Below are 20,704 nucleotides of genomic sequence, written 5' to 3' on the forward strand. Positions count from 1 at the left end.
AATCCTGAGACTCCGATTCGTGCATCTTCAATAACTGTCCCACTTATTGTTACATCTCCAGTATTAGTTACTTTAAAGCTATAGGTGATCGTCTCGCCTACTTGTGCAAAGGTATCCGTGTTCTCATCATTGAATACACCTGTCTTGATAAGACCGATAGCCCCTTCATAAGGAAGTTCTGTTACCGTATCATCATCTTCTAAATTACTGTTGTCATCCGATGTATCCGTTACATCTTCACCCTCTGGATCTTTACCAGTAGCAAGAGCGCTGTTGCTGACAAAACCAGCATCGATATCTTCCTGAGTGATTGTATACTCTGCACTGGCTAATCCACTTGCTCCAGGAGCTAACGGATCTGTATCCAAGGTTAATCCTGAGACTCCGATTCGTGCATCTTCAATAACTGTCCCACTTATTGTTACATCTCCAGTATTGGTTACTTTAAAGCTATAGGTGATCGTCTCGCCTACTTGTGCAAAGGTATCCGTGTTCTCATCATTGAATACACCTGTCTTGATAAGACCGATAGCCCCTTCATAAGGAAGTTCTGTTACCGTATCATCATCTTCTAAATTACTGTTGTCATCCGATGTATCCGTTACATCTTCACCCTCTGGATCTTTACCAGTAGCAAGAGCGCTGTTGCTGACAAAACCAGCATCGATATCTTCCTGAGTGATTGTATACTCTGCACTGGCTAATCCACTTGCTCCAGGAGCTAACGGATCTGTATCCAAGGTTAATCCTGAGACTCCGATTCGTGCATCATCGATCACTGTACCTGTAATCCTTACATTACCCATGTTGGTAACCGTGAACTCATAGATGATCGTTTCGCCTACCTGAGCTAACTTATCTCCATTTTCATCATTGAAAGTTCCTATCTTAATAAGACCAATCCTTCCTCCGCAATTAGAACTATTCTTATCCAATACCGCAGGAGTATTTTCCTGAGGAGATCCCGCTATAGTAGGAACACCATCTGCATCAACACCAGCGGGTGTATTTGCTAAGTTAAAATCCGTCGTTAAATCATTTTCATTAAATGAGCCAGCCGCCTCAATCGCATCGTAACATCCATCATTATCTGAGTCGGTGTCTTTAGAATCCACCATACCATCTCCGTCTGTATCTCTATACGTTTCGGTAAGGACTCCAAAAATAAATCCATGAGGATCACGCCCTTTAAACTCCATTTCAAAACTCGCAGCATCCCTGGAAACATAAAAGAACGTATACCCGTTACTTCTAGTAGAATACGGCGGACTGGTAGAAATAGTATTACCTATTTGATTTTTTTCAGGAGGGTTCTGCCCACTAAAATCACTATATAATCCCGTTGCATAGACATCCACATTACCAATTACTCGTAACGGAACACTTGAAATATCAACTCCAAATTCTCCTCCCTGCGATTGATATTCATACCCTCCAAGACCAGCTATACCAATAATATAAGTATACTCTTCCGTAGGGTCATTAGATAAGTCCTGTGCCGCTACACCATAATCAATTTTTATCTTTCGCTCATAGGCTCCCCGAGGAACCCCTCTGAGATCTAAGTATTTAGTAGCAAACTCAACATCTCCTCCATTTATATTTATAGTACTATTAGAAACTGGTGGCGGCTGATAAATTCTCCATTGTTGCTCATCTCTACTTGAGGTGGTAGGCTTAAAGCCTTCAACCATACTTAAAGTAACTCCTCCACTTGGCAAACTCTTACTTCCATTGGGCTGTAATGGAAAAACACCAACCCCTTTTCTATTTAAATCATCTACAGTTTGTTGACTCGGGTTAGCAAGCACAGCTGTTGATGCATTACCTTCATCCGCATCCAAGATACCATCATTATCGTCATCATCATCACAATTATCTGGAATCCCATCATTATCTGTATCAAGGCCCGAGCAATATTCTTCGCAAGATCGCGGATCAACAGTTACAACAACCGGCAGGTGATTACCTGACAATGAGCAGCTATCACCAACAGAAGTAGAACTTAATGTATTTTTTGTATTTGAATTTAAAACACCACGATAATTAGCCTTGACCTGTATATTAAAGGAAGAACCCGCAAAAGCACAGTCATCTGCTACTTTCAACCTAAAACCGATTGAAAATTTATCACTAGTGTCTTTTACTAAGTTATCAACAACACTAAAAGTAACCGTACGATTACCGCTATTATAGTTTGAAGTCACTCCAGAAGGAAGGTTATCCGCACTTAAATATTGAACGCCAGCAGGCAATTCATACTGTAAATTAAGATCTCGCACATCATCATTACCTGTATTCTTAACCTCAAAAGAAACTCCGAATTCCTGATTGGTAAAAACTGTAGGAGCATCACCCAGACTAGTTGTAAGCAACAGAGGATCGAGCTCAGGCTCATACACCTCAACTGCCAATCCTAGTAAATACAGACTATAGAATTCCTGATTAGAAGTCAATCTAAATACAGCTCTAGTCTGATTATTCTTCAAAATTGAATTCCCTGAATTATTCAAAGTAAAAACACCAGCATCAAAACCCAAAGTATTGGTACTCGCAGGTGTTCTATCTAAAACATCCTGACCGTATCTCGTAATTCTACTATTAAAAAAATTATCAGAAGGTCTAAGAGGTGTACTAATATTTGAATAATTCCCAGAAGCAGTTCGCACCTGCAGGCGATCCCCTGTTAGACCACGATCCCCTTCGAGAGCTCCAAAAATAACATCTGCATTAACAGCTCCACTAGGAACCGTTCTAAATCCATCTATCGCAATATCATAATTATTCTGACCTGAAGAACTCGTAACATTTGCAAATCCGTCAAAAAGAGTGATATTCCTAGCAGGTAAATCCACATCTTCATAAACGACAACAATTTGCCAACCAGCAGAAGACCCAATTCTAGTATTAGAGCCGTGAGCAATTATAGTTCCCTCCTTAGCTTCTACATTTGCCACAGTGTAAGTACCCGAATAATTTGAACCAAGAGCCTGAACCGCAGCAGTAATATCTTTTACACAAGCGTAAGGATCATAAGAAAAATGCTCATCTCGCCCCCTGTACAAAACCTCATCTGCTGTATAGGTAGTATAATTACTTTGTCCAGGAAGCTTAAGCTTTACATTATTATAATTCCAATTAGGTTGGTTATCAGAAGTTCCCCCACGATATTCAATCTCTTTATCTCCTGCGGTCCAATACAAATAAACTTTTTTTACGACAGTACAAGAATTAGAGCTAAGCAAAGCAAGATCTGCACTACTTGAATTAAAAGTAGTTGCATCAGAATCAATATCTACATAAACCTCGTTATCATAATCCTGATTGTCATTCGGCCCGTTATAGGCCCCCTTACTATCACGAGACAACATATTATTCCCTATAGTAGTAAAATTACCGCGCAAAGTCTCTGAAAAACGCACATCAAATTGATTTTTCAACTGCGCATTTGCGGTAAAAATTCCACTAAAAACAAATAACCCTAAAAGGGAGAGAGTAATTTTTAATTTCATAAGATGACTATTTGGAAGTGCTTGCGCCGGGATTAAGTTGTTTTATAACAATGGAAGACACGTTGTCTTTAGATGACGATTCAGCCTTTGCTCGTATTTCAATACAATCCCAAGAACTCTTTGTCATATCTGATTTTATCGTCCTCACTAAAAATTTTATAGTTTGGTTTGCTAAAACTTCAACAGAATTAATAGAATCCCCTTCGAAATTCAAAATTTCAAACTTGACAACATCCTTTTTTAAAGCAGAACCATCACAAGAGATAATTGCACCAGACAATTCATAAACTTGAGAATCTCGTGATCCATTTTTGAGCTCTACAAAATAATCTACCTTTTTAGACGTTATGATATCATCAGAATTTTTATAAAAAGAAAGTTCTGAACCAGTTGAAAGGTCTTGGGTTTTTTGACCGTGCTCAACTTGGCCAAAAACACAGGTCTGAATCAAAAGAAAAGAAAAAAGAAGAAAACTCTTCAAGTAAAAATTTTTCATTGGGGTAATCGTTTTTGAAATTGGTTGACACATTTTCGATATCAAAATTGATTATCGACGTAGTTATACTTATTAAATTACATGCTAAAAATGACAAGAGTCTGCCTACCTAAAGAAGAGCCCATCTTTGATCATAATTAAACACACCTAATTATTCTAAAATAATATTTCAAGATTATTAGGCGTCTGAACGTACTTAAGTTGGGTGGGACAAATATATTAATCGATTAACTCTTAATTTATTGACTTAAAGTTTTTTAGATTAAAAACAAAATAAACCGTAAAAAGGTCTTTTAAAGACATTCTTAAACCATACTCTACAAGTAAAATCCTACAATTAATCGAATTAGTAGTTTCACAAACTTTAAATAAAGCAAAAAAATACTTTTCAAAATGACTCAATAATATCTTTTCAAGTAAAGCTTCGGAAACATTTAAACAACTAGGTTATAAGGCTCTTTACTAAAATATACTCACCCATATTTGTCTAGAAATACGCTAACAAAAAACAAACTACAAATGGTATATTTGCCGTCTTAAATTTTATGTATGAGTATCAAAAAGGAAATTGCGCGTAGACGTACTTTCGGTATCATTTCACACCCGGATGCAGGTAAAACAACCCTTACTGAAAAGCTTTTATTATTTGGTGGCGCTATTCAAGAAGCAGGCGCAGTAAAATCTAATAAGATTAAAAAAGGAGCAACGAGTGATTTTATGGAGATTGAGCGTCAACGCGGAATTTCGGTTGCAACGTCTGTTCTTGCATTTGAATATAACGGCACCAAAATTAATATCCTTGACACTCCGGGACATAAAGATTTTGCTGAAGATACATTCAGAACACTTACTGCAGTAGATAGCGTTATTGTCGTTATCGACGTTGCTAAAGGTGTCGAAGAACAAACCGAAAAACTCGTTAAAGTATGTAGGATGCGTAAAATTCCTATGATAGTTTTCGTCAATAAATTAGATCGGGAAGGAAAAGATGCTTTTGAACTACTTGATGAGATTGAACAAAAACTAGATTTAACAGTTACCCCTTTAAGTTTCCCTATTGGAATGGGATATGATTTCAAAGGAATCTATAATATTTGGGAGAAAAATGTAAACCTTTTTAGTGGTGATAGCCGCAAAAATATCGAAGAAACCATTGAGATTGAAGACCTCAATTCCAGCGATTTAGACCAATTAATAGGAACTAAATCTGCGGAAACCTTAAGGGAAGAACTTGAATTAGTAACAGGGGTTTATCCTGACTTCAACCAAGAAGCCTATTCAAAGGCCGAGCAACAGCCGGTATTTTTTGGCTCTGCATTGAATAATTTTGGAGTACGCGAGTTATTAGATTGCTTTATTAGTATTGCTCCTCCTCCCCGACCTAAAGAAAGCGAGGAACGAATTGTTAAGCCTGATGAAAAGGACTTTAGTGGTTTTGTTTTTAAAATTCACGCCAATATGGACCCTAAACACCGAGATAGACTGGCTTTTGTTAAGATTGTTTCCGGAGTTTTTGAACGTAATACGCCATATTTACACGTTAGAAATGGTAAGAAATTAAAGTTTTCCAGTCCTAATGCATTTTTCGCAGAGCGGAAAGAAATCGTAGATATCTCCTATCCCGGTGATATAGTAGGCTTACACGATACCGGAAACTTTAAAATTGGAGACACCCTTACACAAGGAGAAGAAATACATTATAAAGGAATTCCTGCATTTTCACCCGAACACTTTAGATACATTAATAATGCAGACCCTATGAAATCCAAGCAATTAGAAAAAGGGATTGATCAGTTAATGGACGAAGGTGTTGCTCAGTTATTTACATTAGAACTTAATGGCAGAAAAGTAATTGGCACTGTTGGAGCCTTACAATATGAAGTAATTCAATATCGATTAGAACATGAATACGGGGCAAAATGTACCTACGAACCATTAAGTGTTTATAAAGCTTGTTGGGTAGAACCTAAAGATCCTAAGAGCGAGGAATTCAAAGAATTCCTGAGGGTCAAACAACGTTTTATGGCTAAAGATAAAAGAGGCCAATTAGTATACCTGGCAGATTCCCAATTTACATTACAAATGACGCAACAAAAATATCCTAATGTTAAGCTTCATTTTGTTTCAGAGTTTAAATAACTCAATAAAAAGACTTTTAAAGCCACTATAGCATTAATCCCTTACTACTTGTTTAAAAAACAAAAAAAGCCCTTTAAAACAAAGATAAGAGCATTGAAAAATCAGTTGGTATTTTGATAATCTATAGAAAACCTACAACCCATAATATTTTATGATATAAAAAAACCTTGAAGTCAACTTCAAGGTTTTTTTGTTTAAGCTTGACCTGTTGGTCCAAAATTTAGAGGAATAGGATGTTTCTCATAATCCTTAATTTCTCCGTGTGCTTTTTCAAATCGTTTTACGTTTTCTTGTAAAGCCTTAGCTAAACGTTTAGCGTGCTGTGGTGTTAAAATTATACGCGACTTGACTTTACTCTTAGGTGTACCGGGCATAATATTTATAAAATCAACCACAAATTCTGAAACTGAATGGTTTATTATAGCAAGATTAGAATACTGCCCTTGAGCTGTAGCCTCATCAAGCTCTATATTTAATTGACCATTTTGGTTCTTTTCATCTTCAGCCATATCAGTAAATATTGGGTATAAAAAAACAGCTTCATTTCTGAAGCTGTTTTATATATAATAAATTAATTAAAGTTTACTTCTTCTCGAGCTGCATTGAGTTCTTCAAGTTCTTGCTTGCTACCTACGATGATTTTATCATATCGACGCAGACCAGTACCAGCAGGAATTCTATGTCCTACAATAACATTCTCTTTAAGACCTTCTAAACTATCTACTTTACCGCTTACAGCTGCTTCGTTAAGCACCTTAGTAGTTTCCTGGAAGGAAGCCGCAGAGATAAATGATTTTGTCTGAAGCGAAGCTCTTGTAATACCTTGAAGAACCGGTGTTGCAGTAGCTGCAACTACGTCTCTTGCTGTTGCAAGGTTTTTATCTTCTCTTCTTAGTATAGAGTTCTCATCACGTAAATCACGAGGTGAAATAATCTGACCAGGTTTAAGGGTCGCAGAATCACCAGCATCTTCAATAACTTTCATTCCGAAAATTGCATCATTTTCTGTAATAAAGTCATCTTTGTGAACTAGTTGATTCTCTAAGAAAATAGTATCACCCGGATCCTGAATGCGCACTTTACGCATCATTTGGCGAACAACTACTTCAAAGTGCTTATCGTTAATTTTTACACCTTGTAAACGGTAAACTTCCTGAACTTCGTTTACCAAGTATTGCTGAACAGCGGCAGGTCCTTTAATTGAAAGAATATCCTCCGGAGTAACAGAACCATCAGATAATGGCATACCTGCTCTGACAAAGTCATTCTCCTGAACTAAAATCTGGTTAGACAACTTAACTAAGTACTTCTTAACCTCTCCTAATTTAGACTCAACAATAATCTCGCGGTTACCACGCTTAATTTTACCGAAAGAAACAACACCATCAATCTCACTTACAACAGCAGGATTAGAAGGATTACGTGCTTCAAACAATTCCGTTACTCGTGGAAGACCCCCTGTAATATCACCAGCCTTAGAAGACTTACGTGGTATTTTTACAAGAATCTTACCTATCTTGATTTTTTCCTCATCATCAACCATCAAGTGAGCTCCTACCGGTAAGTTATAAGAACGAATAACTTCATCCTTTTTACCCATTATATGTAATGTAGGAATCATTCGTTTGTTACGAGATTCAGAGATTACTTTTTCCTGGAAACCAGTTTGCTCATCTGTTTCAACCTGATAAGTAACACCTTGTTCTATATTTTCGTATTTGATCTTACCTGCAAATTCAGATATAATCACACCATTAAATGGATCCCAAGAACATACTGTATCACCTTTAGTTACTTTATCGCCATCCTTCATAAACAACTGAGAACCGTAAGGAATGTTATTAGTACTTAATAAAATTCCAGTCTTTGCATCTACGATTTTAGCTTCAGAAGTACGAGAAATAACTATCTCTGAGATAGAACCATCTGGTGCTTCTCCTTGAACAGTTTTAAGATCCTCAATCTCCAGACGACCATCAAATTTAGAAACAACTTTGTTTTCTTCAGAAATGTTACCTGCAATACCCCCTACGTGGAATGTACGCAATGTAAGCTGTGTACCAGGCTCACCAATTGACTGAGCAGCAACAACACCTACAGCTTCACCCATTTGAACCATTTTATTGGTTGCCAGGTTACGACCATAACATTTAGAACATATACCTTTAGGGGCTTCACACGTTAATGGTGAACGAACTTCAACACTTTCAATAGGAGCTTTAGTAATTTCTGCAGCTAATTCTTCAGAAATTTCTTCACCAGCCTTAACAATAATCTCACTGTCTAATGGGTTGATTACATCATTCAATGCAATACGACCTATTATACGTGCTTCTAAAGTTTCAACAATCTCTTCGTTTTTCTTTAACGCAGAAACTTCAACACCTCTTAAGGTATCGCAATCTTCACTGTTTACAATCACATCCTGAGAAACATCAACAAGACGACGTGTTAAGTAACCAGCATCTGCAGTTTTAAGAGCCGTATCCGCAAGACCTTTACGAGCACCGTGCGTAGAGATAAAGTATTCAAGAATTGAAAGACCTTCCTTAAAGTTAGAAAGAATCGGGTTTTCAATAATCGCTCCACCTCCATCATTAGATTTCTTAGGCTTAGCCATCAATCCACGCATACCGGTCAACTGACGAATCTGTTCTTTAGATCCACGAGCACCAGAATCAAGCATCATAAACACGGAGTTAAATCCTTGTTGATCCTCACGAATATTCTTCATAGAAAGCTCCGTAAGTGATGCGTTAGTTGATGTCCAAACATCAATAACTTGGTTATAACGCTCTGAGTTAGTAATAAGACCCATATTATAGCTAGACATAATTCCGTCTACCTGAGTATTTGCCTCATCAATCATATCGTATTTCTCAGCAGGAATAATAATATCCCCTAATGAGAAAGACAATCCACCTCTAAATGCGAATGTATATCCAAGTGTTTTAATACTGTCAAGGAACTCAGCAGTACGAGGAACACTCGTTAATTTTAAAATTCTAGCAATTACATCACGTAAAGACTTTTTAGTCAATACTTCGTTGATATAACCTGCTTCTTCAGGAACACTTTCGTTAAATAAAACACGCCCTACTGTAGTATCAATAATCTGATAAACTAATTCACCAGCTTCATTGAAATCTTTAGTACGTATCTTTATCATTGCGTTAATGTTCACACGCTTCTGGTTGTGAGCAATAACAACTTCTTCTGCACTATAAAAGGTAATTCCTTCACCCTGTATAGGATGTTCTGGAGTACTCTTACGCGCTTTAGTCATATAATAAAGACCCAATACCATATCCTGAGAAGGTACTGTAACTGGAGCACCATTTGCAGGGTTAAGAATATTGTTAGAAGCAAGCATTAACATCTGAGCCTCCAAGATAGCTTCTGGCCCTAATGGCAAATGAACCGCCATCTGGTCACCATCAAAATCGGCGTTAAATGCTGTACATACTAACGGGTGTAACTGTATCGCCTTACCTTCAATAAGTTTTGGCTGGAAAGCCTGAATACCTAATCGGTGAAGCGTAGGAGCACGGTTTAGCAATACTGGGTGTCCTTTAAGAACGTTCTCCAAAATATCCCAAACTACAGGCTCTTTTTTATCTATAATCTTTTTAGCTGACTTTACTGTTTTTACAATTCCACGTTCTATCAATTTTCTGATAACAAATGGCTTGTAAAGCTCTGCAGCCATATCCTTAGGAAGACCACATTCGTAAAGTTTTAATTCTGGTCCAACAACAATTACCGAACGCGCAGAATAATCAACACGCTTACCAAGTAAGTTTTGACGGAAACGACCTTGCTTACCTTTTAATGAATCAGAAAGTGATTTTAAAGGTCTGTTAGAGTCTGTTTTTACTGCTGAAGATTTACGTGTGTTATCAAATAATGAATCAACAGCTTCTTGAAGCATACGTTTTTCATTACGTAAAATAACCTCTGGAGCTTTGATTTCCATCAAACGCTTCAAACGGTTATTACGTATAATAACACGACGGTATAAGTCATTTAAATCTGAAGTCGCAAAACGACCACCATCAAGAGGAACAAGAGGACGTAATTCTGGCGGAATAACCGGAACTACTTTCATTATCATCCACTCTGGTAAATTTTCGCGATTCTTATTAGCATCACGTAAAGATTCTACCACTTGAAGACGCTTTAGTGCTTCAGTTTTACGTTGTTTTGAAGTCTCATTATTTGCTTTATGACGTAAGTCATAAGACAACTCATTAAGATCAATACGTCTTAATAATTCAATAAGACATTCTGCACCCATTTTAGCGATAAACTTGTTAGGATCGCTATCTTCCAGATACATATTTTCTTGTGGAATAGACTCCAGAACATTCAGATATTCTTCCTCAGTAAGAAAGTCCATCTTCTTCAATTCATCTCCTTCTTCGTTCTTAGCTATACCAGGCTGAATAACTACATAGCGCTCATAATAGATAATCATATCTAATTTCTTAGATGGAAGACCTAAAAGATACCCTATTTTATTTGGCAAACTTCTAAAGTACCAGATGTGTGCCACAGGAACAACCAGGTTGATGTGACCCACACGATCTCTACGCACTTTTTTCTCAGTAACTTCTACACCACAACGGTCACAAACAATACCCTTGTAACGTATACGCTTATATTTACCACAAGCACACTCATAATCCTTTACAGGACCAAAGATACGCTCACAGAACAAACCATCACGCTCAGGTTTGTGCGTACGGTAGTTTATAGTTTCTGGTTTTAACACCTCTCCGCGCGATTCAGCCAAAATCGCTTCAGGAGATGCAAGACCAATAGAGATTTTATCAAATCTCTTTACTGCATTCTTATCATTATCTCTTGCCATAATACCTTATGTCGAAAATTATTCTTTTTTAACTTCTGTGATACTGTAAAATAAGGTTACGCTTCCGCAGAAGCGCAACCCATTAGTATCTATTCTTCTAGACGAATGTCTAGTCCAAGTCCTTTAAGCTCGTGCATCAATACGTTGAATGATTCTGGTAAACCTGGCTCTGGCATTGGCTCACCTTTTACGATACTTTCGTATGTTTTAGCTCTACCAATAACATCATCAGACTTCACAGTTAAGATTTCACGAAGAGTAGCTGAAGCTCCATAAGCCTCAAGTGCCCAAACCTCCATCTCACCAAAACGCTGACCACCGAACTGTGCTTTACCTCCTAATGGCTGTTGTGTAATTAATGAGTAAGGCCCTATTGAACGAGCGTGCATCTTATCATCAACCATATGTCCAAGTTTAAGCATATAGATCACACCAACAGTTGCAGGCTGATCAAAACGATCACCAGTACCACCATCGTAAAGATAGGTGTGCCCAAATCGTGGAATACCTGCTTCATCTGTAAGCTCATTAATCTGATCTAAAGTAGCACCATCAAAAATTGGAGTTGCATACTTACGACCTAATTTCTGACCAGCCCATCCAAGAACAGTCTCATAAATCTGACCAATGTTCATACGAGAAGGCACACCAAGTGGATTCAATACAATATCAACAGGAGTTCCGTCTTCTAAGAAAGGCATATCTTCTTGACGAACGATACGCGCAACAATACCTTTGTTACCGTGACGACCCGCCATTTTATCACCTACTTTCAGTTTACGTTTTTTAGCAACATAAACTTTTGCAAGCTTGATGATACCAGCAGGAAGTTCATCCCCTACCGAGATTGTAAACTTCTCACGACGTAAATTACCTTGAAGATCGTTCTCTTTGATTCTGTAATTGTGCAACAGATCTGCGATCATTACATTAGTTGCATCATCAGTCGCCCAAGTGCCTTGGTTTAAATGTGTATAATCTTCAACAGCATTAAGCATTTTTAGCGTAAACTTCTTACCTTTTGGAAGAACTTCTTCACCTAAATCATTCTTAACACCCTGAGCAGTTTTACCATTAACTAATTGAAATAATTTATCAACTAATACTGCTTTAAGATCATCAAATTTTTGATCGTATTCTGCTTCTAATGCAGAGATATCTTCTTTATCTTTTGCGCGTTTGCGCTTATCTTTAATTGCACGAGCAAAAAGTTTCTTCTGAATAACAACTCCTCTTAAAGATGGAGAAGCTTTTAAAGAAGCATCTTTTACATCACCTGCTTTATCACCAAAAATTGCGCGAAGTAATTTTTCTTCCGGAGTAGGATCAGACTCTCCTTTTGGAGTAATCTTACCAATTAATATATCGCCAGGTTTTACTTCTGCACCAATACGGATCATACCGTTTTCATCAAGGTCTTTTGTAGCCTCTTCAGAAACGTTAGGAATATCATTGGTTAATTCTTCATTACCCAATTTAGTATCACGAACATCTAATGAATATTCATCTACGTGAATAGACGTAAAGATATCGTCACGAACAACTTTTTCAGAAATCACGATCGCATCCTCAAAATTATACCCTTTCCAAGGCATAAAGGCTACTTTCATATTTCTACCCAAAGCCAGCTCCCCAGCTTCAGTTGCATAACCCTGACAAAGAACCTGACCTTTCTTAACGCGATCACCTCTTCTTACAATAGGCTTCAGGTTAATAGAAGTACTTTGGTTTGTCTTACGGAATTTAATTAATTGATAGGTTTTGCTATCCCCATCAAAACTCACCATACGTTCTTCATCGGTACGGTCATATTTGATAGTAATTTCGTTAGCATCTACATATTCAACTTCACCATCACCTTCAGCATTAATCAATACACGAGAATCAGAAGCTACTTGACGCTCAAGACCTGTACCTACGATAGGTGCGTCTGCGCGTAAAAGAGGAACTGCCTGACGCATCATGTTAGACCCCATCAATGCACGGTTCGCGTCATCATGTTCTAAGAACGGAATCAAAGAAGCCGAAATAGATGCAATCTGGTTAGGAGAAACATCGGCATAATGAACTGTATTAGGCTCAACAACCGGGAAGTCACCTTCCATACGTGCAATTACACGTTCTTCTTGTATCTGACCAGAATCATCCATAGGGTTGTTTGCCTGAGCAATCAACATACCTTCTTCTTCCTCTGCACTCAAATATCTTGGTTCAGTCTCTAAGTCAATTTTTCCGTCAGTAACTTTGCGGTATGGAGTTTCAATGAAGCCCATATTGTTAACCTTAGCATATACTGCTAAAGAAGATATCAAACCAATGTTTGGACCCTCAGGAGTTTCAATAGGACAAAGACGACCATAATGTGTATAGTGGACATCTCGAACCTCAAAACCTGCACGCTCACGAGAAAGACCACCAGGTCCTAATGCCGAAAGACGACGCTTATGCGTAATCTCTGCAAGAGGATTGGTTTGATCCATAAACTGAGATAACTGGTTTGTACCAAAGAAGGAGTTGATCACAGACGAAAGTGTTTTCGCGTTAATCAAATCGATCGGAGTAAACACTTCGTTATCACGAACGTTCATACGCTCACGAATGGTACGAGCCATACGAGCAAGACCTACACCAAACTGAGTAGATAACTGCTCACCTACTGTACGTACACGACGGTTAGAAAGGTGATCAATATCATCAATCTCAGCTTTAGAGTTTATAAGCTCAATTAGATACTTAACAATAGTGATGATATCTTGTTTGGTAAGTACTTGCTTATCCATACCAATATCAAGACCTAATTTCTTGTTCATTCTATAACGACCAACTTCACCTAAGTTATAGCGTTGATCACTAAAGAATAACTTGTCAATAATACCACGAGCAGTCTCTTCATCTGGCGGCTCTGCATTACGCAATTGACGGTATATATGTTCTACAGCCTCTTTTTCTGAGTTTGTAGGATCTTTTTGAAGTGTATTATGAATGATCGCATAATCACCAAGTTGATTATCTTCTTTATGAAGTAAAATCGTCTTAGCGCCAGCTTCTAAAATTTCTTCTATATGTTCTTTTTCTAAAACGGTATCACGATCTAAAACAATCTCGTTACGTTCTATAGAAACAACCTCCCCAGTATCCTCATCTACGAAATCCTCATGCCAAGTATTTAATACACGAGCGGCTAATTTGCGACCTAAATATTTTTTAAGTCCGGTTTTTGAAACTTTAACCTCTTCTGCAAGGTCAAATATTTCTAATATATCCTTATCACGCTCAAAACCGATTGCACGGAACAGAGTAGTAACAGGTAATTTTTTCTTACGATCGATGTATGCATACATCACACTATTGATATCTGTAGCAAACTCAATCCACGAACCTTTAAAAGGAATTACACGTGCAGAATAAAGCTTGGTACCGTTAGCGTGAAAAGACTGACCAAAGAATACACCAGGAGAACGGTGTAACTGAGAAACAACAACACGTTCTGCACCGTTGATACAAAAAGTACCACTAGGTGTCATATAAGGAATAGTACCAAGATAAACATCTTGAACTATCGTTTCAAAATCTTCGTGCTCATCATCAGTACAGTATAATTTTAAACGGGCTTTTAAGGGTACACTATAAGTTAAGCCTCGCTCGATACACTCTTGAATAGAGTATCTAGGTGGATCTACAAAGTAGTCCAAGAATTCTAGTACAAAGTTGTTACGGGTATCCGTAATAGGGAAATTCTCTAGAAAGGTGTTGTAAAGTCCTTCATTTCCTCTTTCTTCAGACTTAGTCTCTAATTGAAAGAAATCTTGAAAGGATTTAATCTGTATATCCAAAAAGTCAGGATATTCAGGTCTGTTCTTTACCGATGAGAAATTCAGTCTTTCAGCTTGTTTTGCTTGCATCTTCAACGAACGGAATTTAATTAAAATAAATTGAGAACCTGATTTTTCAGGTTCTGAGATCTCTTAACATAAGAAATCTAAGGCAATAATAGTCGTAATAATTAAGAAAACCTTATATACGACAAATGGTTTAGGCCTATTTCGAATAAACGAACAGACCTAAACCCTTGTATTTATAGTAGTTAAGCTTACTTAAGCTCAACTTCAGCTCCAGCTTCTTCTAATTGAGATTTGATAGCCTCTGCTTCATCTTTAGCGATACCTTCTTTAATTGGGCTTGGCGCGTTATCAACAAGCTCCTTTGCATCTTTAAGACCAGCTCCAGTTAATTCTTTTACAAGTTTTACAACTGCAAGTTTAGAACCACCAGCGGCTTTAAGGATTACATCAAATTCAGTCTGCTCTTCAGCAGCGTCATCACCACCTCCAGCAGGACCAGCCACAGCTACAGCTGCTGCTGCAGGCTCGATACCATACTCATCTTTTAAAATAGTAGCTAACTCATTTACTTCTTTTACAGTTAAGTTAACTAGTTGTTCTGCGAAATCTTTTAAATCTGCCATTTTTCTATCGTTTTAAAAAAAAATTCTTTATTATAATTATTAAGTGCGTACTTTATTAACCTTCTCTTTCTTGAAGGGTTTTAACAAGGCCAGCGATTGTTGAACCTCCTGATTTAAGAGCGCTAATAACGTTCTTAGCAGGCGATTGAAGTAGACCAACGATCTCCCCAACAAGTTCTTCTTTCGACTTGATATCTACTAAAGCGTCTAATTGCTCGTCACCTATATAGATAGCCTCTTCAATAAACGCTCCTTTAAGCAAAGGCTTGTCAGATTTCTTACGAAATTCTTTAATCACCTTAGCTGGCGCGTTACCAGTCTCAGAAAGCATAATTGAAGTATTACCTTTTAAAGTAGCAGGTAATTCACCAAAATCTTTATCTGAGCTCTCCATTGCTTTTGCAAGCAATGTATTTTTAACCACGGCTAGTTTTACGTTTGCTTTAAAACATGCTCTTCTCAACCTAGAAGTAGTTTCTGCATTTAAACCAGAAATGTCTGCTAAATATATATGAGCACTATCAGCCAACTGCGCAGTCAAATCTTCTATTACTTGTGATTTTTCTTCTCTTGTCATAATTTAACTTTTACTGCTCAGCAAAACGTTTTGAATCTACTTCAACGCTAGGACTCATAGTACTAGACATAAAGATGCTTTTAATATAAACACCCTTAGATGCAGTAGGCTTCAATTTTACTAATGTGGTTATCAATTCTCTTGCATTAGCCGCAATTTTATCAGCATCAAAAGACGCTTTACCAATCGCTGCGTGTACAATACCTGTCTTATCAACTTTAAAGTCAATCTTACCAGCCTTAACATCAGATACAGCCTTTGCCACATCCATAGTTACAGTACCGGTTTTAGGGTTAGGCATCAAGCCACGAGGACCCAACACACGTCCTAAAGGACCTAACTTACCCATAACGCTTGGCATAGTGATGATCACATCAACATCTGTCCAACCGCCTTTGATTTTCTCTAAATACTCATCAAGACCTACAAAGTCAGCTCCCGCTTCTTTAGCTTCAGCTTCTTTATCTGGAGTTACCAGAGCAAGAACCTTCACATCTTTACCAGTTCCGTGAGGAAGTGTTACCACTCCACGAACCATTTGATTCGCTTTACGCGGATCTACATTAAGACGCACAGCCAAGTCAACAGAAGGATCAAAATTTACTTTGCTTACTTCTTTTATTAAAGCAGAAGCTTCAGCCAATGTATAGGTAGAACTTGTATCTACTTTAGCCCGTGCTTCTTTTTGCTTCTTTGTTACTTTTGCCATTTTAAATTGCTTTTTTGGATGTTAAAAAGGAGCCTGCCCTTTTACAGTTATTCCCATAGACCTTGCAGTTCCCGCAACCATTCTCATCGCACTTTCTACTGTAAACGCGTTAAGATCTGGCATTTTGTCTTCAGAGATAGCTCTAATTTGATCCCAAGTTACACTAGCAACTTTTTTACGGTTAGGCTCACCAGAACCTCCTTTGATCTTAGCTGCTTCCATTAATTGGATGGCAGCTGGTGGTGTTTTTACCACAAAGTCAAAAGACTTATCACCATAAACAGTAATAACTACAGGAAGTACTTTACCGGCTTTATCTTGAGTTCTAGCATTAAACTGCTTACAAAACTCCATAATATTAACTCCGGCAGCACCTAAAGCTGGTCCAACAGGTGGGGAAGGATTTGCTGCACCTCCCTTAACTTGCAACTTAACAACCTTACTTACTTCTTTTGCCATTTTTAAAAATTTAGTTTGATATGTTCTTTAGTGGAAGCAGAAGAACGATATCTAATATATGTGTAACACTTATACTTTCTCAACTTGCATATAACTCAACTCTAATGGAGTCTTTCTTCCAAAGATCTTAACCATCACCTCAAGCTTACGCTTTTCCTCATTGATGTTTTCAACAGTACCGTTAAAACCATTAAAAGGACCATCTATAACTTTCACCGTCTCTCCAAGAACAAAAGGTATCGCTACATTATCTGTTTTAACAGCTAATTCATCAACCTTACCTAACATCCTATTAACCTCTGATGTTCTAAGCGGCACAGGATCTCCTCCTTTTACCTCACCTAAAAAACCAATCACACCGTTTATAGACTTAATCATATGCGTTACTTCACCTCCAAGATTCGCATGAATCATGATATAACCCGGAAAGTAAACACGCTCTTTATTAATTTTTTTACCGTTGCGGATCTGAACAACCTTCTCAGTAGGAACAAGAACCTGCTCAATGTAATCTTCAAGATTAAAACGAGATATCTCTTGCTCGATATACCCCTTAACCTTGTTTTCTTGACCACTTACGGCCCTTACCACGTACCAGTCTTTATCTTTGGTATTGTTTGTTATAGCCATTGTGATTAATTTAAGCTCCTACCAGATTAAAATACGCCTTAATAGCTCTACTAAAAACAGTATCAACTCCCCAAATTGCTAATGAAAAAATGATAGTGAAAACCACTACAACAACAGTAAGACGTTGAGCTTCTGAAAGCGGAGTCCAAGTAACGTGATTTTTCAATTCGTTGTAAGACTCCTGAAGGTAATTAATTAATCCAGCCATATTATTTAACTCTATAAAAAGACACTTTGCCTTTTAAATTAAACCGCTAAGCAGCTTTATTATTGAAATCGAAGAAATTCGATCATTGCACGGGTTGAGAGGCTCGAACTCCCGACACCTGGTTTTGGAGACCAGTGCTCTACCAACTGAGCTAAACCCGTATAACAAGATATTCAAAAAAGAAAACCTTATTCTTTATTATAAAAATCAAGGCATTCGCTTACACGAACGCCTTAATTCTTTAAAACTTATAATTCGTGATTATTCAAGAATTTCAGTTACCTGTCCTGCACCTACTGTTCTACCACCTTCACGGATAGCAAAACGAAGACCTACATTCATTGCAATTGTCTGAATCAACTCAACAGTAATAGTCAAGTTATCTCCCGGCATAACCATTTCTACTCCATCAGGAAGAGATATGTTACCAGTTACGTCAGTTGTACGCACATAGAATTGCGGACGGTAGTTATTGTGGAATGGCGTGTGACGACCACCTTCTTCTTTCTTAAGGATATAAACCTCAGCTTTAAACTTAGAGTGAGGAGTTACAGAACCTGGCTTAGTAATAACCATACCGCGAGTGATCTGTGACTTTTCAATACCTCTCAATAAGATACCTACGTTATCTCCAGCTTCACCTCTATCTAGTATCTTACGGAACATCTCAACTCCAGTAATAGTAGAAGTAAGTTTTTCTGCCCCCATACCTATGATCTCAACAGGATCTCCAGTATTAGCAACACCAGTTTCAATACGACCAGTAGCAACAGTACCACGACCAGTAATAGAGAATACATCTTCAATAGGCATCAAGAAAGGCTTATCAACATCACGAGCAGGCAATTCAATCCAATTATCTACAGCATCCATAAGCTCCATAATCTTATCAACCCATTTTTGCTCACCATTCAATCCACCTAAAGCAGACCCCTGAACAACAGGACCATTGTCACCATCATACTCATAGAAACTAAGAAGATCTCTAACCTCCATCTCAACTAGCTCAAGAAGCTCCTCATCATCAACCATATCCACTTTATTCATGAATACAACAATACGAGGAATACCTACCTGACGACCAAGAAGGATATGCTCACGAGTTTGTGGCATAGGACCATCAGTTGCAGCAACAACAAGAATAGCACCATCCATTTGAGCAGCACCAGTTACCATGTTTTTTACGTAATCCGCGTGACCCGGACAGTCAACGTGCGCATAGTGACGGTTAGCCGTAGCATACTCTACGTGAGAAGTGTTAATAGTAATACCTCTTTCTTTTTCTTCAGGAGCGTTGTCAATAGAGTCAAAACTTCTTAATTCAGAAAGACCTGCGTTAGCAAGTACAGTAGTAATAGCAGCAGTTAAGGTAGTTTTACCGTGGTCAACGTGCCCTATAGTACCAATATTTAAGTGAGGTTTGGAACGATCAAATGTTGCCTTTGCCATGATTTAAATAATTTTAATCTTAGTTATTATTAGTGTTTAATTTTAAACTTACCTGACACGCCAGCTATATGGTTTTACTAAAACGCACAAAAAACTGAGCGCCATAGGCACCCGTTTAAGTAGCAGCGACTGCTATTGAGCCAACGACGGGATTTGAACCCGTGGCCTCTTCCTTACCAAGGAAACGCTCTACCCCTGAGCTACGTCGGCTTATAAATTTCCCATTCAAAACGACCGAAGTCTGAATTGCCCGGGCTGACCTACTCAGCTAAAGGGCTAACAAAAGTCATAAATGACTATAACCAAAGCCTATCAGGTTTGGTTTAAACAAATCGAAAAATCCGATTTTAAATACCCTCAACAAAGGAGGCTATTTAGAGCGGGAGACCGGGTTCGAACCGGCGACATTCAGCTTGGAAGGCTGACGCTCTACCAACTGAGCTACTCCCGCATTGCGGCGCCAAAATTAATAAAAATTTATTAATTAGCACAAATAAAAAAAATAATTGTGGGGAGAGCAGGATTCGAACCTGCGAAGTCTAATGACAACAGAGTTACAGTCTGTCCTCGTTGGCCGCTTGAGTATCTCCCCAATATTGGTATTATCAGTATTTCAAAAAACGCTTCGACTGCGCTCCACGCAAGCTCTAAAAACAATCTTTACTTCGATCTAAAAGAACTTTAAAAAGAGCCGATGGAGGGACTCGAACCCACGACCTGCTGATTACAAATCAGCTGCTCTAGCCAGCTGAGCTACATCGGCCTTTATCACTTTTCTAAGTGTAAAAAACTCCGCTATTTCTAACGGAGTGCAAATGTAGAATAAATTTATAATCCACAAAACTTTTTTTTATTTTTTTTCAGGCTGTAGCCCTAATTTTTTGTTTTCGCTTAACCAATAATCGCTCTAAAGATTGTGCACAGCTATCAGCTCCTTCCTCAAATGATTTTGCTTGTTTTTTCACTATCAATTCGTTACCTGGAACACTTAGCAAAATTTCGACGATTTTGTTCTGCCTAGTGCTTGTGTTTTCAACTTTTAAAAAAACATCTGCATAAATTACGTGATCATAAAATTGTTCAAGCTTATTCATCTTTTTCTGAATAAAATTAATCAGCTTTTGATCTGCTACAAAATGGGGTGTTTGCACATTTACTTTCATAGATCCACATATTAAAGGGTTACT

General features: G+C 37.9%; 14 protein-coding genes and 5 tRNA genes. 1 reads left to right on the forward strand and 18 read right to left on the reverse strand.

All coding sequences use genetic code 11. The features are described from left to right. On the reverse strand, positions 1-3,512 hold a 3,512-nt coding region (locus DSM02_RS05120; RefSeq protein ID WP_449405351.1), incomplete at its 3' end, for a COG1361 family protein. 7 nt (positions 3,513-3,519) lie between these two features. Next, on the reverse strand, positions 3,520-4,008 hold the full coding sequence (locus tag DSM02_RS05125) for a hypothetical protein (RefSeq protein ID WP_128764642.1): 489 nt from the start codon (positions 4,006-4,008) through the stop codon (positions 3,520-3,522). Positions 4,009-4,557: 549 nt separating this feature from the next. On the opposite strand from DSM02_RS05125, the gene DSM02_RS05130 reads away from it, so the two are divergent. Then, positions 4,558-6,147, forward strand: a complete 1,590-nt coding sequence (locus DSM02_RS05130) for a peptide chain release factor 3 (protein ID WP_128764643.1) — start codon at positions 4,558-4,560, stop codon at positions 6,145-6,147. Between the two features lie 194 nt (positions 6,148-6,341). On the opposite strand, the gene DSM02_RS05135 is transcribed toward DSM02_RS05130, so the two are convergent. From DSM02_RS05135 to hpf, 16 genes are all read right to left on the reverse strand, one after another. Beyond that, entirely contained in the window at positions 6,342-6,656 is a 315-nt protein-coding gene (locus DSM02_RS05135) for a DUF3467 domain-containing protein (protein WP_073099625.1), read from the reverse strand. A gap of 62 nt (positions 6,657-6,718) precedes the next feature. Beyond that, positions 6,719-11,020: a DNA-directed RNA polymerase subunit beta' gene (gene rpoC / locus DSM02_RS05140; RefSeq protein ID WP_128764644.1), complete on the reverse strand. Its 4,302-nt coding sequence runs from the start codon at positions 11,018-11,020 to the stop codon at positions 6,719-6,721. 89 nt (positions 11,021-11,109) lie between these two features. After that, a complete protein-coding gene (gene rpoB, locus DSM02_RS05145; protein WP_128764645.1) occupies positions 11,110-14,922 on the reverse strand; it encodes a DNA-directed RNA polymerase subunit beta in 3,813 nt (1,270 codons plus the stop codon). A 188-nt stretch (positions 14,923-15,110) separates the two neighbouring features. Continuing rightward, positions 15,111-15,485, reverse strand: a complete 375-nt coding sequence (gene rplL, locus DSM02_RS05150; RefSeq protein ID WP_128764646.1) for a 50S ribosomal protein L7/L12 — start codon at positions 15,483-15,485, stop codon at positions 15,111-15,113. Positions 15,486-15,540: 55 nt separating this feature from the next. Then, positions 15,541-16,062, reverse strand: a complete 522-nt coding sequence (rplJ, locus tag DSM02_RS05155; protein ID WP_128764647.1) for a 50S ribosomal protein L10 — start codon at positions 16,060-16,062, stop codon at positions 15,541-15,543. Between the two features lie 10 nt (positions 16,063-16,072). After that, positions 16,073-16,771: a 50S ribosomal protein L1 gene (gene rplA, locus DSM02_RS05160; RefSeq protein ID WP_128764648.1), complete on the reverse strand. Its 699-nt coding sequence runs from the start codon at positions 16,769-16,771 to the stop codon at positions 16,073-16,075. 21 nt (positions 16,772-16,792) lie between these two features. Next, positions 16,793-17,230, reverse strand: coding sequence for a 50S ribosomal protein L11 (gene rplK / locus DSM02_RS05165; RefSeq protein WP_009781168.1), 438 nt, complete (start codon positions 17,228-17,230; stop codon positions 16,793-16,795). Positions 17,231-17,299: 69 nt separating this feature from the next. Next, positions 17,300-17,860 (reverse strand): transcription termination/antitermination protein NusG, encoded by a 561-nt coding sequence (gene nusG, locus DSM02_RS05170; RefSeq protein WP_128762398.1) that lies wholly within the window; start codon positions 17,858-17,860, stop codon positions 17,300-17,302. Positions 17,861-17,870: 10 nt separating this feature from the next. Beyond that, a complete protein-coding gene (secE, locus tag DSM02_RS05175; RefSeq protein WP_128762399.1) occupies positions 17,871-18,068 on the reverse strand; it encodes a preprotein translocase subunit SecE in 198 nt (65 codons plus the stop codon). 88 nt (positions 18,069-18,156) lie between these two features. Continuing rightward, positions 18,157-18,229, reverse strand: a tRNA-Trp gene (locus DSM02_RS05180). A gap of 100 nt (positions 18,230-18,329) precedes the next feature. Beyond that, positions 18,330-19,517: an elongation factor Tu gene (gene tuf / locus DSM02_RS05185; protein ID WP_128762400.1), complete on the reverse strand. Its 1,188-nt coding sequence runs from the start codon at positions 19,515-19,517 to the stop codon at positions 18,330-18,332. Between the two features lie 138 nt (positions 19,518-19,655). Next, positions 19,656-19,727 (reverse strand) — tRNA-Thr (locus tag DSM02_RS05190). Between the two features lie 168 nt (positions 19,728-19,895). Beyond that, positions 19,896-19,968, reverse strand: a tRNA-Gly gene (locus DSM02_RS05195). A gap of 58 nt (positions 19,969-20,026) precedes the next feature. Beyond that, positions 20,027-20,109, reverse strand: a tRNA-Tyr gene (locus DSM02_RS05200). A 97-nt stretch (positions 20,110-20,206) separates the two neighbouring features. Continuing rightward, positions 20,207-20,280 (reverse strand) — tRNA-Thr (locus DSM02_RS05205). 97 nt (positions 20,281-20,377) lie between these two features. Next, positions 20,378-20,680: a ribosome hibernation-promoting factor, HPF/YfiA family gene (gene hpf, locus DSM02_RS05210; RefSeq protein WP_128762401.1), complete on the reverse strand. Its 303-nt coding sequence runs from the start codon at positions 20,678-20,680 to the stop codon at positions 20,378-20,380. Positions 20,681-20,704: the final 24 nt, after the last annotated feature.

The organism is Leeuwenhoekiella polynyae (assembly GCF_004104075.1).
Lineage (GTDB): Bacteria > Bacteroidota > Bacteroidia > Flavobacteriales > Flavobacteriaceae > Leeuwenhoekiella > Leeuwenhoekiella polynyae.